Raw genomic sequence first — 15,652 nt, forward strand, 5'->3', positions numbered from 1 at the left:
AACTCTGAGACTGCCCACACATAGCTGAGACACGACATAGGCGGGAGCCATGACGGCCGCACGGCTCATGAACAGCACGGATTCCGAGTCCGTACCCGCACTTGCGTGAGACGCCGGGGCGGTGCCCGGACTTCACAGAGTCCGGACACGAGCGTTGCCGATGTTGAGCTGTGACTGAGCGTCGTAGTTGGCCAGTCTGAGCATTACGGTTGACCACCCGCCCTGGCCTGCGCATACGTCGGTTCTGAACGTCCCAGGCAGACGCGATGTCGGGTACTCCGGTGCACAGCCGCAGCGCGAGGAGAACCCTCTGACCTGCACGGATGGACTGCGCAGCTAAGGGCTGTCCCGTAAGTGATCTTGCCCTGCGATGATCTTGACCGTGTCAGGTGTGATCACGGCGTCCGAGCCGTCCTAATCCGGTACTAACGGCTCTCAGGACTGATGTGAGTTCTGAGTGCCGTTCGAGCAGCGAGCGGTGCTCGCCGTGGTGATCGCGTGGGTGTCGGACTGACGCCTTGAGCCGTCCGGGCACTTGATGCCTCTATCCAGAGCGGCAGCGTCCGGCGCCGTCGCGGCCGGCGTCAACACCACTCGCTTGATCGCTCGTTGGTGTTTGTGGTGCGAGCCCGCCCCACGGTGACCCCTCGTAATGCCCGAGCATCCCGAGCTCCAACGCAGATCGGGGCCCGTGGGGTGAGCTGGTGCCACGAACGGCTACTGAGGTGGCGGACCGGCCTTCGCGTCGAGTCCTGGGATTAGGTCGCTGCGTGGACCGCATGCGCTCGCAACCAGCGCAAACACCGAACACTGGGAGGGGAAAGATCGTGATCTATTGCGGCATCGACTGGGCGGAGAAGACGCACGACGTCGCCCTGGTCGACGACAGCGGCCAGTTACTGGCCAAGCGGCACATCACCGACGACGCGGGCGGCTACAAGATCCTGCTGGACCTGCTCGCCGAGTACGGCGACACGGAAGAGGGCCCGATCCCGGTCGCGATCGAGACCTCCCGCGGTCTGCTGGTCGCCGTGCTGAGGGCCAGCAAACGGCAGGTATTCGCGATCAACCCGATGGCCGCCGCCCGCTACCGCGACCGCCATTCGGTCTCACGCAAGAAGTCCGACCCCGGCGACGCCCTGGTCCTCGCCAACATCCTCCGCACCGATATGCACGCCCACCGACCGCTTCCCCAGGACAGCGACCTGGCTCGCGCCGTCGCCGTCCTCGCCCGGGCCCAGCAGGACGCCACCTGGAACCGTCAGCAGATCTCCAACCAGCTCCGCTCCCTGCTGCGCGAGTACTACCCGGCCGCCCTCGCGGCCGTCGAACCATGGAAGAACGGGCTCTGCCGGCCCGAGGCTCGCGAGTTCCTGAAGGTGGCCCCGACTCCGACTAGGGCCGCTCGCCTGACTTGTACGCAGTTACAGGCTGTGCTCAAACGGGCTGGTCGCCAACGGGGCATCGCAGCTGAGGCTGTGCGGCTCCGCGAGGTCTTCCGGACCGACTGGGCGCATCAGCCGCCGCTGGTCGAGGATGCGCTCGGCAAGCAGATGCTCGCCCTCCTCGTCCAGCTGGAGGCCGCCTGCGCCGCCGCTGACAACCTCGCCGAGGCGGTCGAAGAGGTGTTCCCTCAGCATCCGGACGCTGAGATCATCCTCAGCTTCCCCGGCCTGGGCACCCAGCTCGGCGCCCGGGTGCTCGCCGAGATCGGCGACGACCGACAACGGTTCGCCGACGCCCGCGGCCTCAAGGCATACGCTGGCGCCTCACCCATCACACGGGCCTCCGGCAAGAAGTCCAGCATCACCCGACGCTGGGTGAAGAACGACCGCCTGAACCACGCCGGATACCTCTGGGCGTTCTCCGCAATCACCGCCTCGCCCGGCGCTAAAGCCCACTACCGGCGACGACGCGACAACCGCGCAGACTGGCATGCCGCCGCCCAGCGCAACCTGTTCAACCGCATGATCGGCCAGCTCTACCACTGCCTCCAGCAGGGTCAGTACTACGACGAAGCTGTGGCTTTCCCGGCGGCGACTGAGGCATCGCTGCAAGCCGCGTAGGACATCTCCCAGGGAGTCACACGGGGTGTCTCCCAAGTTAGGCTCCCGCCCATGAACAGCGACAACGCCGACCGTTTCCTCGGCGAGTTCCAGGAGCTCGAACACGGCCGGCCTGACGGCCCTTCGCTCCGCGCTGCCGTGCGTGCCCACGCAGACCCCGTCGAGCTCCGCCTCGTGGAATATCTGCGCTCGGGAACAACCCTTGCCGCCACCGCATCTCCGGTTCACGACATCCTGAGTCCGGGCCGTGAGCTGATCGACGGACTGCATCTACTCACCGACGGACAGTGGTTTTGGTACTCGGACCTCGCGCACTACGTCGAGCGGTACCACGTCGCCTTGGACGAGCGCTTCGTTCAGCATGCACAAGCCCGGAACTGGACTGCACCCCCGTTGACCCATGCTGAACTCAGCGAAATCGAAGAGACTCTGTTCGATGACGACAGCGCTTGACCCAGCGCCTCAGTATCTTGACTTGACGAGTTAGGACCCTGAGGTGTCTAATCCGGGCCTCCCGTTCGGCCTTCAGCTTCTGCGTGGCATCCTCGCGCTCGGCCTGCTCGGCAGCCTCGCGCTCAGTTCGGAGGGAGGGGTCAAGCGCTTCCGCGTAGTTCTGTTCGGTCGCGCGCACACGCATCACGTGCATATAGGCGCGGAAGCGGTCATAGTCGACGCCCGGCTCGAACCGCACGATCGCCTCGGCGATGTGAGCCGGGTTCAGTGTGTACTCGCCGTCCTGGTGATTGGGATCCTCCCAGCTCGCCTGGACGACGCCCCAGAGTCGCGACGTCTCGATGCCCCGCAGGCCTGCCAGGTGATAGTTGGCCTGGATGAGGTATCTGCCGACAGGGTCATCCCAGAAGGGATCGTAGATGTCGGGGGCGGGAATCGAACGGTCGGTGTATTGCGGAACAGCGCGACGGACGCCCGTCAGTCGGTGCCGTGAAGCGGCATACGTGTCGACCCCTACCTCACTCGCAGCAGCCCGCAGAGCCGCCACGGCGTGCGACAGGGCGATTCCTGCAGAAGTGACTGCCTCCATACAGGCAATCACCTCGGCCGATTCGTAGACCTCGCTCCCGTGCCCCTCGATCGCACCTGGGTCTGGCCGCGACTCTCCCGCCGGAACGATCGGCGCCACTCCTGCAAGGGCGGCCAACAGGTGATCAGCATCTGCCCACGGGACTGTGATGTGCACGAACCCGGAGTTGGGGCGTGGGTAGAAGCCGTGTCTATTGCCGTAGTTGGTGTGCTCGCCGTGACAGTTCAGGTCGATGCCGACCCGCTCGGCGAGGAGCCGGATCCCTCGGACTGCTTCCTCCGCCCAGCCGTTTCGTATCTTGATGGGGGCGCGACCGTAGCGGTCGAGGTCTCCTTGGTATGGCGGGGCAGGAACCTCAATGAGTACCCCTCCATCGCCCTCGGCGAGAAATGCCTCCGCGTCCGGAGCATCACCTTCTCTGAGAACCGTTTCGAGTCCCCGCGCGAGACGCTGCTTCTCGTCCTTCGTGTACGTGGACCACATGCGCACGCGCACGCCGACTCCCCTCTCAACGGCAAGGCCACCCCGGCCAGGACGGCGACTCTATTCCGCTGGTCTGACACGTCCGCCGAGCCGGGCGTACCAGGACTTCGTCGAGCAGGGCGGGTCTGTCCGCGCCGTCGGCGTGCGCGCACCGGCGGGGCACTGCCGGAGCCGCGGCCAACTCAAGTGCTCACTGGCCAACTAAAAGACTCAGTCACAGCTCCGTCACAGCGACATGCCGGGTAGAAGACTCGCGTTGTTCGATTTTTGTTCGATACATTAGTGACAGAACAAGCCATGCGGCTTGAATCGTGGCTCGTGTGATCGGAGGTGTCGATGTGAAGGCCTCCGAGTTCTCCCACCTGCACGTCGCCTCCGGGTACTCGGCCCGCTACGGCGCCTCACTCCCCCACAACTTGGTCCGCCGGGCAGCCGAGCGCGGCCTCACCAGCCTCGCGCTGACCGACCGCGACACGGTCGCCGGAACGGTGCGGTTCGCCAAGGCTGCGGCCGCCGCCGGTGTGCGTCCGGTCTTCGGCGTCGACCTCGCCGTCGCCCCCGCCGCTGAGCCCGACCCTGCTGCGGGACGGCGCCGCACGCCGGTGCGTGGCGGTGCGCATGTGGTGGAGGCGCGGTGGCGGGTGACGCTGCTGGCGCAGGATGTGGGCGGGTGGGCGCGGCTGTGCCGGATCGTGTCGGCCGCGCACGCCGCGCCCGTCGACGGGGTGCCGGTGGCGGTCTGGCCGGTGCTGCAGGAGCACCTTGGTGAGGGTCTGGTGGTGCTGCTCGGTCCTTCGTCCGAGCCGGTGGCTGCGCTGATGGCCGGGCGGCCGGATCTGGCGGAGCAGTTGCTCGCGCCGTGGCAGTCGATCGCCGGGCCGGGCTTGCGTCTGGAGGCCGTTTATCTGGGCGGGTCGGGGACTGGGGCGGGGTCGCTGCGGTTGGCGGCGCGGACGGTGCAGCTCGGTGACGAGCTGGGTGTGCCGGTGGTGGTCTCCAACGCCGTTCGGTACGCCGATCCGGCGCAGCACCGCCTTGCGGATGTGCTGGATGCTGCCCGGCTGCTGCGGCCGATCGACCGGCGTCACGTCGACAGTGGCGAGGGGTGGCTCAAGGACGGCGGCGAGATGGCGGCGGTCGCCGCGCGGATCGCCGAGGCTGCGGGCCAGCGGCCCGATCGGGCGGCTGTGCTGCTTGCCGAGACCGAGGACACGGCGGCCTCCTGCACGTTGACCGCTCAGGATTTGGGGATGGGGCGGCCGCACTTTCCCGAGCCGCACGTGGTCGGCGCCGACCGGGGACGGGGCGGTGCGATGCGGCTGCTGCGCCAGCGCTGCGAGGCCGGCATGGTCGCCCGCGGCCTGGACTCCGATGCGGCAGCGGTGCGGCAGCTGGACTACGAACTCGACGTCATCGGCCGACTCGGTTTCGAGGGCTATTTCCTCGCGGTCGCCCAGGTCGTCGCGGACGTGCGGGCGATGGGTATCCGGGTCGCCGCGCGCGGCTCCGGTGCCGGGTCCATGGTCAACCACTCACTGTTCGTGGCGACCGCGAATCCGCTGACACATCGCCTGCTGTTCGAACGGTTCCTGTCAGAGCGGCGCACGTCGCTGCCGGACATCGACCTCGACGTGGAGTCCGCACGACGCCTCGAGGTCTACGACAAGATCATCAAGCGGTTCGGGCTCGAGCGGGTCGCGGTCACCGGCATGCCCGAGACCTACCGCGCCCGTCACGCCCTCAGAGATACGGGGCTCGCCCTCGGTATCGCCCCGCAGACCGTCGACATGATCGCCAAAAGCTTTCCGCACATCCGGGCCTGTGACATCCGCTCCGCGCTCGCCGAGCTGCCCGAACTGCGCCAGCTCGCCGCCCGCGCAGACGAGTTCGGACCCTTGTGGGAGCTGGCCGAGGGCCTGGACGCACTCGTGCGCGGCTATGCCATGCACCCGTGCGGAGTGATCATCTCGAACGTGTCCCTGCTGGACCGGCTGCCGGTGCAGCCCACCCCGGGCGGCGACTATCCGATGCTGCAGGCCGACAAGGAGGACGTCGAGGACCTGGGGCTCCTCAAGCTCGACGTGCTCGGAGTACGGATGCAGTCCGCGATGGCGCACGCCGTCGACGAGATCCGCCGCACCACCGGCAGACTCCTCGACCTCGACAACCCCGACCACGTCCCCCTCGACGATGGGGCCACGTTCGAGATGATCCGCCGCAGCGACACCCTCGGGTGTTTTCAGATCGAATCCCCTGGCCAGATGGACCTGGTCGGGCGTCTGCAACCGCGGCACATGCAGGACGTCATCGCCGACATCAGCCTGTTCCGGCCCGGACCGGTCAAGGGCGGCATGCCCGCGAAATTCATCGCCGCCCGGCACGGCGCAGCACCGCACTACCCCCACCCCGACCTTCAGGCGATCCTGAACGACACCTACGGCGTCGTGATCTGGCACGAACAGATCATCGCGATCCTCGCGAAGATGACCGGCTGCGACCGTGCCGCCGGCGACGTCGCCCGCCGCGCCCTCGCCGACCCCGAGCGCCTGCCCGCCGTGGAGACGTGGTTCAAGAAGGCAGCCGCCGAGCGCGACTACGCCGACTCGGTCGTCGGCGAAGTCTGGGACGTCATCAAGGAGTTCGGGGCCTACGGGTTCTGCAGGGCGCATGCCGTCGCGTTCGCGGTGCCGGCCGTGCAGTCCGCGTGGCTCAAGGCTCACCACCCTGCCGCTCTGTATGCGGGGCTGCTGGAGCACGATCCGGGAATGTGGCCGATGCGGGTGATCGTCGCCGACGCCCGCCGCCACGACGTGCCCATCCTCCCCGTCGATGTGAACCGCTCTCAGGTGGCGCACCGGGTCGAGGCCACAGGCCAGGGGTGGGGGGTTCGGCTCGCGCTGTCCACAGTGAAGGGAATCAGTGACGCGGAGTCGGCCCGGATCGCCGCTCACCAGCCCTACACGTCCCTGCAGGACTTCTGGCAGCGGGCCAGACCCTCTCTGCCGATCGCCGAGCGGCTCATCCAGATCGGCGCCCTCGACGAGGTCAAGGGCGCGCTGACGCGGCGGGACCTGCTGCTGCAGGTCGGTGAGCTGCACCGGCATGCCCGCAACCGCGCCACCGCCGACGGGCAGCTCGCGCTCGGTGGCGACCTGGTGAGCGCGGAGCCGAGCGGCCTGAAGGAAATGTCGAGCCGGGAGCGGATGAGTGCCGAGCTCGAGGTCCTGTCGATCGACGTCTCCCAGCACCTGATGGAGCACCACCACCGGCTACTGCGCGAGCTCGGCGCCACCGACGCCGCCCACCTCCAGCGCATGATCCCCGGCCAGAAGGTCCTCGTCGCGGGCGTGCGCGCTTCCACCCAGACCCCGCCCATCCCGTCCGGGAAACGGATCATCTTCGTGACGCTGGAGGACGGGGCCGGGCTCGTCGACCTCGCCTTCTTCGAAAACACCCACGCCGACTGCGCCCACACGATCTTCCACTCGGGCCTGCTCCTCGTCCGCGGCACCGTCGAGGCCCGCGGCCCTCGCCGCACCGTGGTCGGCGAGATGGCGTGGGACCTCGAAACAGTCGCGGCCGCACGCCGTGACCACGGCCCGCAGGCCGCACTCGACCTTCTCGGCCACACCACACCGGCACCGACGCCGGCCCAGGCGGACACATCCCCCGCTCCCGCGGCCGCACGAACACTCGCCGACGGAACTGCAGGCTCGGAACTGCACCCGTGGGCCGACCTCCAGCCCGCCGGGAGCCGCTCCGCAGACCTGCGCCGCCTGGGCCACCGCTCCCCCGGATCGGCAGGATGAGCACCGTGCCGGCGCCCGAGCCCCTGCGCGTGGAAGAGCGGGAATCAGCACGCCGCGGCCTCCGCCCTACTGGTAACCCCGGGTATTCGAAGATGCGGAATTCCTCCGCTCCATCGGGCCGCATAGCGTCCGGTTGGCTCAAGTCAGCAGCAGGCGCAGCCGGAGGCACAACCGCACTGGTCCGCCTCGGACTTGACGCCGAGCGAGCCGGTCGAGCTGGGGGCGCAGCAGCCCTTGCCCTGCCAAGCATCGCGGCCCTCTTTGAGTGCGATGGCGGCGATGACCAGGGCGGCGATCGGATCTGCCCAGCTCCAACCGAGCAGCAGGTTGGCAAGCAGGCCCATCAGGAGGACGGCGGAGAGGTAGGTGCACAGCAGGGTCTGCTTGGAGTCGGCGACGGCGGTGGCGGAGCCGAGTTCGCGGCCCGCGCGGCGTTGGGCCGCGGACAGAAACGGCATGACCGCGAGGGACAGGGCGGCAAGGACGATGCCGGTGACGGAGTGATCGGCTTCGCCCGTACCGGTCAGCGCGCGGATCGAGTCAACGGTGACGTAGAGCGCGAGCACGAAGAAGGAGGCGGCGATGATCCGCAAGGTGCGCTGTTCGCGGGCCTCGCGGACAGCGTGGTCGCGGGCGGAGAACTGCCAGGCGACCGCTGCAGCAGAGGAGACCTCGATAACGGAGTCGAGTCCGAAGCCGATCAGGGCGGTGGAGGACGCGAGGGTGCCAGCCGTGAGGGCGACGATCGCCTCGATGACGTTGTAGGCGATGGTGGCCGCGACCAGCACGCGTATGCGACGGGTCAGCGCGTCACGGCGAGCAGGGCTGGGGCCCAGGGATATCGCGGTCATTCAGCAGCAGCCCTTCTCGTCGGCGTCGGGACAGGTGCGGTCGGCTTCGACAGCGACGACCGCGGTGCGCAGGTCGTCGAGGGCGTGGCCGAGGCGGTCGTCGGCGAGTTCGTAACGGGTACGGCGGCCGTCGGGGACGGTGACGACCAGGCCGCAGTCGCGCAGGCACGCGAGGTGGTTCGACAGCCGGGTGCGGGAGATGTCGAGGGCGTCGGCGAGGTCGGCCGGGTAGGCCGGGGCCTCGCGCAGGGCGAGCAGGATGCGGCAGCGGATGGGGTCGGCGAGGGCGCGACCGAACCGCGCCAGCACTTCGATGTCGGCGGCGAGTGTCAGCACCCACCGAGAGTACATCCTATCCTGAATTCACGGAAACCTGGACCCTTGCTTGAAGGTGTGTGCGGCTGCCTCGGTTCCGGTGGAGGGCCTGAAGGATCCGGCCTCGCTGTCACCGCGACGTCCGGATCAGCGGCGGGTGAGATCGGCGGCGTAGCTGTTCCGGTGGGCGCCTGCCATGTGGCTTCATCGGGTTGCCCCGTCGATGTGCAAGCCGAGCAAGCGGCTGAAGACCACGGCAGGCAGCTCCGCGGCCAGGGTCATCAAGGCGGTGTTCCGGGCGGGCTTCACGCGAATACCGAGTGCGGTCATGTGCCGCCCGAGCTGGCCGACCGAAATGGGGCGCCCAGGCATGCGTCCGGGGAACAGCCACTGTGTGCTCGCCCGGCCCAAGGCGCCGCTCTGCGGGCGAGGCTGGGCAAGTTCGAGCGCGAGGGTATCGAGGGGTGGCGGAAGTTCGAGCGGCACGGGTCCCAGCGCCAGCGTCGCCCCGTCATCAGAAGGCACGACGTCTTGGCAGGAAAGCGATGCGATGCGGCTGACGGGCTGGGCAAAGAGGAGGACCAGGAGCCCGGCGAGGCGCTGAGTCGCAGGGATGTCAGTGTCGTGCATGAGGCGGCGGACGAGGTCCCACCGCTGATCGTGCTCGATGAAGTGCTCGGGATCGCTCGGCTGTCGCCGTGGGACGTTGATGTTGTGAGCGTGGCCATTGCGAACGGCCCAGGTGACGAAGGTGCGACTGTACTGGGTCAGCCAGTGGTCTTCAGTCAGCCAGTCGTCGACGTCACGCTGGGTGGCGGTGGCCAGCGCGCGGCCGCGCTGGTGCAGCCAGTTGACGAGGTGAATGGCGGCGCTGATCTGCCGCCTGACAACGGAGGCCTGTCCCGCTCCAACCGGTTTCCGTGCGGCCTGTTCACGCAGTCGGCGCAGGTGGTACCAGGTGGCGAAGCCCTCGATGACGCGGCGCTCCGCTGGCGCTTTCACGGTACCGAGGGCCTCGGCGATCCATCGTTCGAGGTCGGCGAGGCGAGCGTCGCGCGGGGGCAGCACGCCGCCGTCCACCAGCGCGAAGCGCAGGCGCTGCACCACAGGGCGCGGCACCATGCCGTCCAGATGCTCGTGGGTCAGTGGACCGCTCGCTGCGACAAGGTCGTGAAAAAGCCGTCGGGTGGAGGGCCTGCGCAGCCAGAGAAGGGTGCTGAAGGGGTCGCTGCTCTGCCTGAGGCAGTCGAAGGCCGGAATCAGGTCCGCACGGATGGAGCCCGAGGCATCGCTCAGCAGGCGGCGCAGGGACTCCGGGAGGGCGCATGCGTTGCAGAGACCAAAGTGGAAGAGGCGTTCTGTGACACCACAGGTTTGGCATTCGCGATGACCGGCGGGGTCGGACAGCCTGACACCTGGTGCACCCCGGACACCGAAACCGTCACCGACACACGCCTCTACGGCACCGCCAGGGCCCGTTCCTGGGACCGACTCCACCCCAAACTGACCCACCGCTCCTCCTGGGCCACAACCGACGGCACCCTCCCCATCGTCGAGGGCACCGTGATCCGCCTGGACATCCACCACCTGCCCAGCGGAGCAACACCGAAGCCGGTCTGGCTGTGGTGGTCAGGCACCCACGCCACACCAGCAGACGCCGATCGCCTCTGGCAGGCATACCTGCGGCGCTTCGACATCGAGCACACCTTCCGCCTCTTCAAGCAAACCCTCGGCTGGACCTCACCGAAGATCCGCACCCCCGAGGCAGCCGACCGATGGACCTGGCTGATCCTCGCCGCCTACACACAACTCCGTCTCGCCCGCCCGCTCGCAGCCGACCTACGACGCCCCTGGGAGAAACCCAGTTCCCCGGACAGACTCACTCCTGCCCGCGTCCGCCGCGGCTTTCGGCACATCCGCCCACAAGCCGCCTGCCCGGCCCAAGCGCCGAAACCCGCTCGCCCTGGCCCAGGACGACCACCGGGCCGAAAGAACACTCGGCCCACACCGCGCCACGATGTGCACACACCCCGCAAAACACCGTCGACGAAACAGCAAACCCAGAAGTCAACCACCCCACGACCCCGGGACTGTCCAATCAACGGGTCTGGCCCGTAGTCGGTGGTGACACCGGGTAGCCGCCCGCGATCATGATCTTGTGATGGATGTCAACTCCCTTGTGAGAACGGTGTTTTCCGGGCTATCGGTGCTGGTCGTCGAGGACGTGGTGGACGGCGGTGACGCGGTAGTGATCACGGCCAGCACCCGGAAGGAGGCGGTGCCGTGTCCGGCGTGCGGGACGCCGACGGCGAAGGTCCACGGGTACCACGGGCGGCGGTGGCGGACGTGCCAGTTGACGGCCGTCAGGTCGTTGTACGCCTGCAAGTTAGGCGGCTGGTCTGTCCGGTTCTGGGCTGCCGACGGCAGACCTTCCGCGAGCAGATTCCCGGGCTGCTGGAGCGTCATCAGCGCCGCACGGTACGGCTGGCCGGGCAGATTTCCCAGGTGGCGCGGGAGTTATGCGGCCGGGCGGCCGCGCGTCTGGCCAGCCTGCTGGCCGTGCCCATGTCCCGCAGCACCGCGCTGCGCCATCTGCGGCGCCTGCCGCTGCCTCAGCAGGCGATCCCACGAGTGATCGGCGTGGACGATTTCGCCCTGCGCCGCCGCCACCGTTACGCCACGATCATCACGGATGCCGAGACCGGCCGACGCGTCGCGGTGCTGCCCGACCGCGAGGCCGCCACTCTGGAGTCCTGGCTGCGCGAACATCCCGGTGCCGAGGTTGTATGCCGGGACGGCTCGGCCACCTACGCCGAGGCTGTCCGCCGCGCCCTGCCCGACGCGGTGCAGGTCAGCGACCGATGGCACCTCTGGCGAAATCTCTGCGACAAAGTCCAGCTCGAGGTCCGCGCGCACGCCGAATGCTGGGCCACCATCAACCCGCCCCGCCCCGGCGGAGTACGCGAGCAGACCACCCGCGAACGCTGGATCAAGGTCCACGAGCTCCTCGGCCAGGGCGTCGGACTGCTCGACTGCGCCCGCCGCCTGGGCGTGGCCCTGAACACCGTCAAACGCTACGCCCGCATGCCCGAACCCCAGACCCTGCGCATGGCCCCCGCCTACCGGCCTACCCTCGTCGACCCCTACCGCGAGCACCTGCGCCGACGCCGCGCCGAGGAACCGGCCGTCCCGGTCACCCACCTCCTCGAAGAGATCCGGAAGTTGGGCTACACCGGCAGCGCGAATCTCTTGGTCCGCTACCTCAATCAGGGCCGCGCCGAAGGCGACCGCCCCGTCACCACCCCGCGCCACGCCAGTCGCCTCCTGCTCACCGACCCCGAAAACCTACGCCCGAAGGAAACAACCCTGCTGGAGAAGATCGCCGCGGCCTGCCCGGAGATGAGCGCACTCGCCGATCTCATACGAGGCTTCGCCGCCCTGCTGAAACCGGCCAAGGGCAACGATGTGAAACTCGCCGAGTGGATCACAGCGGCCCGTGCTGTCGGTCTGTCCCACCTGCGCAGTTTCACCAACGGCCTGGAAATCGACCGGCCCGCCGTCAACGCCGGCCTCACCTTGCCCTACCACAACGGCCGGACCGAAGGAGTCAACACCCGCACCAAGAGGATCATGAGACAGATGCACGGACGCGCCGGATTCGACCTCCTCCGCCACCGCATCCTCCTGCCCTGACAGACACCCGGTGTCACCACCGACTACGGGCCAGACCCGTTCTTCTTACAGTCCCACGACCCCGCCGCACAGGTTAAAGATCAAGCTAGGGCGTGTCCTGTAAGGGTTCTGGCCTGGTATCGGTGATCATGCGTTGGTGGTGGGACGTGGTGAGTTGACCGAGAACGCTTGGGCCCGGATCGAGCCGTTGCTGCCGCCGGTCAACAGTGGCGGCCGGCGGTGGCGTGATCACCGTCAGGTGATCAACGCGATCTTGTGGAAGCTTCGAACCGGCGCTCCGTGACGAGACCTGCCCGAGCGCTACGGGCCCTGGAAGACCGCGCATGAGCGGCTGAGGATGTGGACCGCGGACGGCACCTGGGAACGCATCCTCGCCGAGGTCATCGTCAAAGACGATGCTGTCGGGAACGTGGAATGGACCTTCAGCATCGACTCCAGCTCCGTGCGGGCCCACCAGCATTCTGCCGGGGCCCGGAAAAAGGGGGCTGTAGCACCGGATGGGTCGAAGACCTCGCCGTCGACGGCGAAGCCCTCGGACGGTCCCGCGGCGGACTGACCAGCAAGATCCACCTCGCTGTCGACGGACGTGGACTACCGATGTCGGTCATCCTGACCCCGGGCCAGGCCGGCGACAACCCGCAACTACTGCCACTGCTGGACCAGGTCGCGGTCGGCCGTGACGGACCGGGCCGCCCTCGCGCACGCCCCGACCGGGTCCTGGCCGACAAGGCCTACTCGCACCCGTCAACCCGGGGGCGATGCGAGCTCGGGGGATCGCGTTCACCAGCCCGCAGCGCGGCGACCAGATCGCCCACCGCAAAGCTAAAGGCTCCCGTGGTGGACGCCCACCCGTCTTCGATCCTGACCGCTACGCCGGCCGCAACGTCGTCGAACGCTGCTTCAACCGACTCAAACAGTTCCGCGGACTCGCCACCCGCTACACCAAACGCGCCGCCTACTACCGCTCAGAAATCATCATCGCCGCCATCGTGTTGTGGCTGCGTGCCGACCTACAAGACACGGCCTAGCAGCCATTCCGCTGGAGGCAATCAACGACGTCTGCCTGGGCCGCGACAATCTGCTCCAGAAGACGGGCGAGTTGGAACTGCAGCTGTTTCATCGCGTTGGGGTCGTTGTCGTTGGCGGGCATGCTGTCCAGCAGCTCGTTGATCTTCTGCTGCAGGTCCTTGACCTTGTTAATCTCGTTCGCGCATAGCTCCGCACATCGTGTGCCGCCAATAACACCCTCGATGGCGTCGACTATGTCTTGAACGGCATCACGGATCTTCTGCGACAACAATCGCATGCGATCCTTGAGACCTTTCAGCGTCTCTTTGGCTGCTCGCTGCCAGATCGGGTTGGAGGTGATGACGATGAGCAACGCCAGTATGAAGATGAGAACAATGATCAAGGGAACCACTTGCACCGCCCCGAGCAGGGTCAAGCGGATGCGGTCGACCGGGGCGATGAGGTTCGGAACCGGGTTGGCAAAGCGACTGGCGCCGGCAACGCGTTCAGTGGGAGCAAGCGCGGAGAAGTCGCTGCGAATATCATCGAAATCGGCAGCCAGGTCGCCCGGCGTCCCGGGAGGCGTCGGCGCAGTCAGAATGGGGAAGCCTTGCTCCTGCACGATCGTCGCATAGAGACTGCTGCTGACTTCATCGAGCCGGGTGAAGCTTGGCCCTGTCGGGTCGATCCTGCCATCGACCAGTAGGCCAGGATTCTGCTGCTGGAATTCCGAGATTGCCGCGATGGTCTTGGGACCGACCAGCCCGTCAACGTCAAGCGGAACGTGGCCTGCTGCGATCTGCAGATCGCTCAGCAGACGCTGCACCGCCATGACGTCGTCTGGACCGTTGATACCGCCCTGTCCGACAGATCCGCTGATCACAGTGACCTCCCGAGTATGGGACGCAAAGCAATTTCACCATCGGCTGCGAAAGACCAGTGGCTAATACCCCCTCGCCACCCCGCTGTTCGCCCACGGGGCGCTGTAGCGGGCCGCAGGAGGTGAGAGACTTGCCGTTTGCAGCAGGGACGGAGTTGATGGCCGCCCTGAACCGACCCGGTGATCTTGGAGACTCGAATCATTGTGTTCTGTCTGGGACATAGTGCTGGTCGTAGTTGATGGCCTCGTATTCTGCGGTCGGGTCGATGGCCACGGCCAATGACATGTGCGTGCTTGTTCGGCGATTTTATCTCGGGTGGTCGGCTGGCTGCCACAGCTCACGCGAGTGGACCTTCCTACGTGCCCAGGGGCTCGCCGGCTCGCGACCTCCATCATTCGGGTTGCCAATCGCTAAGCGTGTCGCACGCCGCGACGACATCACCATCGACCAGCGCAGCTATTACGTGTCGTACCTCGGGCGGGATGCCGTGCCGAACGAACTCGTCGAGGAACCGCGGCAACGCGCTTGGATCGAGACTGAAGTAGCTTACCGCCATCAGCGCGCATGCAAGTACCATGCCCAAGGCGTAGAAATCATCCTCAGGCACCAGTGTTTTACGGATATCTCGAGCCGGGTGCTTGAAGCCTGGCGTCGCCCACATTGCCGCGAACCGCTTCTGCTCACAGGAGTCCGTGTCCACGGCGGCGCTCTCGAAGTCGATCATCCACATCCGGCCATCTTCGGGATTCTTGAGCACGTTGTCCGCCGAAAGATCACCGATGAGAACACCGCGCTCGTGGACACGAAGAACCATGTCGATCAATGCAACAGCGGTCGTTTTGAACCTGGTCGACCAGGAACGCACCCTGGCACTGTTGCGGACATACGGAGACACGATCACCTCGTCCCTCGCCCAGTCGGTCCGGATCCGCCGTCCGTCCACCCGCGCTTGAACGAGGAATAGGTGCCCCCTCGCCTTCCCACTGCCGGGCGTCGCGGTCGGTCTCGGCTTTGTTGTAGCCGGTTCGCCCGGTGATCAAGTGAATCTTCGAGATCCACGGGACTCGGGCCCGTCAGCACCCTTTATGAAGTCGAGTGCACCGCGCTCGGCGGCATTGATCCGTGTTGCGGCCAGAGGTCGCCGTGACATCCTAGAATGTGAAGACATGAGCAGATCGGCGCGTGCAGTCACCGCCTCGGCTGGGTGCAACGCCCAAAACCCGGCTCTGTGCTCCCGTTCCTTTGGCGCGACACGGAGTTGTCGGGACGTCTTCCAGGATGTTCAGAGCCACAGGGAAGCGACATGGCCGAGATCAGAATTGACAGCAGTGGTCTGACCTTCACCAAGTTTTCTGTCTCGGGGCACAGCCCACATCTCGTCGACGGCGCGGGCACGCCGGTGCCCTCCCTCGTCCCCGGGGTCTACGGCATCGAGCAGCTCCCCCGGACGGCCGGCGAGCTTCGAATTCCAGGTCACGCAAGAGGGGTTCGTCGAGTACGACAC

General features: G+C 67.1%; 9 protein-coding genes and 3 pseudogenes. 6 read left to right on the forward strand and 6 right to left on the reverse strand.

Translation table 11 applies throughout. The annotated features are described in order from the left end of the window. The first annotated feature begins 779 nt into the window (after window positions 1-779). Complete coding sequence (locus tag OG698_RS00165; RefSeq protein WP_406110734.1) at window positions 780-2,066, forward strand: IS110 family transposase; 1,287 nt, start codon at window positions 780-782, stop codon at window positions 2,064-2,066. Between the two features lie 51 nt (window positions 2,067-2,117). Next, on the forward strand, window positions 2,118-2,519 hold the full coding sequence (locus OG698_RS00170) for a hypothetical protein (protein ID WP_406100638.1): 402 nt from the start codon (window positions 2,118-2,120) through the stop codon (window positions 2,517-2,519). Here OG698_RS00170 and OG698_RS00175 read toward each other — a convergent pair. Further along, window positions 2,476-3,603: a hypothetical protein gene (locus OG698_RS00175; protein WP_406100639.1), complete on the reverse strand. Its 1,128-nt coding sequence runs from the start codon at window positions 3,601-3,603 to the stop codon at window positions 2,476-2,478. The genes OG698_RS00170 and OG698_RS00175 overlap by 44 nt on opposite strands. 326 nt (window positions 3,604-3,929) lie before the next feature. Here OG698_RS00175 and OG698_RS00180 point away from each other — a divergent pair, with 326 nt between their 5' ends. Further along, complete coding sequence (locus tag OG698_RS00180; RefSeq protein ID WP_406100641.1) at window positions 3,930-7,400, forward strand: DNA polymerase III subunit alpha; 3,471 nt, start codon at window positions 3,930-3,932, stop codon at window positions 7,398-7,400. Between the two features lie 143 nt (window positions 7,401-7,543). Here the strand turns inward: OG698_RS00180 and OG698_RS00185 are convergent, their stop codons facing one another. The 3 genes from OG698_RS00185 to OG698_RS00195 all read right to left on the reverse strand — a co-directional run bounded on the left by OG698_RS00185 (window position 7,544) and on the right by OG698_RS00195 (window position 9,673). Beyond that, on the reverse strand, window positions 7,544-8,251 hold the full coding sequence (locus tag OG698_RS00185; RefSeq protein WP_406100643.1) for a cation transporter: 708 nt from the start codon (window positions 8,249-8,251) through the stop codon (window positions 7,544-7,546). Further along, window positions 8,252-8,587 (reverse strand): ArsR/SmtB family transcription factor, encoded by a 336-nt coding sequence (locus OG698_RS00190; RefSeq protein ID WP_406100644.1) that lies wholly within the window; start codon window positions 8,585-8,587, stop codon window positions 8,252-8,254. Window positions 8,588-8,770: 183 nt separating this feature from the next. Beyond that, window positions 8,771-9,673: a hypothetical protein gene (locus OG698_RS00195; protein ID WP_406100646.1), complete on the reverse strand. Its 903-nt coding sequence runs from the start codon at window positions 9,671-9,673 to the stop codon at window positions 8,771-8,773. A gap of 294 nt (window positions 9,674-9,967) precedes the next feature. On the opposite strand from OG698_RS00195, the pseudogene OG698_RS00200 reads away from it, so the two are divergent. From OG698_RS00200 to OG698_RS00210, 3 pseudogenes are all read left to right on the forward strand, one after another. Beyond that, window positions 9,968-10,684, forward strand: a pseudogene (locus OG698_RS00200) (transposase); the annotation flags it as partial. Between the two features lie 70 nt (window positions 10,685-10,754). After that, a pseudogene (locus OG698_RS00205) lies at window positions 10,755-12,259 on the forward strand (ISL3 family transposase). A gap of 136 nt (window positions 12,260-12,395) precedes the next feature. Continuing rightward, window positions 12,396-13,287: pseudogene (locus tag OG698_RS00210) on the forward strand (IS5 family transposase). On the opposite strand, the gene OG698_RS00215 reads toward OG698_RS00210, so the two are convergent. Together OG698_RS00215 and OG698_RS00220 are read right to left on the reverse strand one after the other, a co-directional pair. Further along, window positions 13,284-14,150 carry a peptidoglycan-binding protein gene (locus tag OG698_RS00215; RefSeq protein WP_406100648.1) on the reverse strand — a complete coding sequence of 289 codons (867 nt, stop codon included), beginning with the start codon at window positions 14,148-14,150 and terminating at the stop codon, window positions 13,284-13,286. The pseudogene OG698_RS00210 and the gene OG698_RS00215 sit on opposite strands and share 4 nt — an antisense overlap. 389 nt (window positions 14,151-14,539) lie before the next feature. After that, on the reverse strand, window positions 14,540-15,043 hold the full coding sequence (locus tag OG698_RS00220; RefSeq protein ID WP_406100649.1) for a hypothetical protein: 504 nt from the start codon (window positions 15,041-15,043) through the stop codon (window positions 14,540-14,542). Between the last annotated feature and the right edge of the window lie 609 nt (window positions 15,044-15,652).

Origin of the sequence: Streptomyces sp. NBC_01003, from assembly GCF_045162695.1 — a bacterium.
GTDB lineage: Bacteria > Actinomycetota > Actinomycetes > Streptomycetales > Streptomycetaceae > Streptomyces.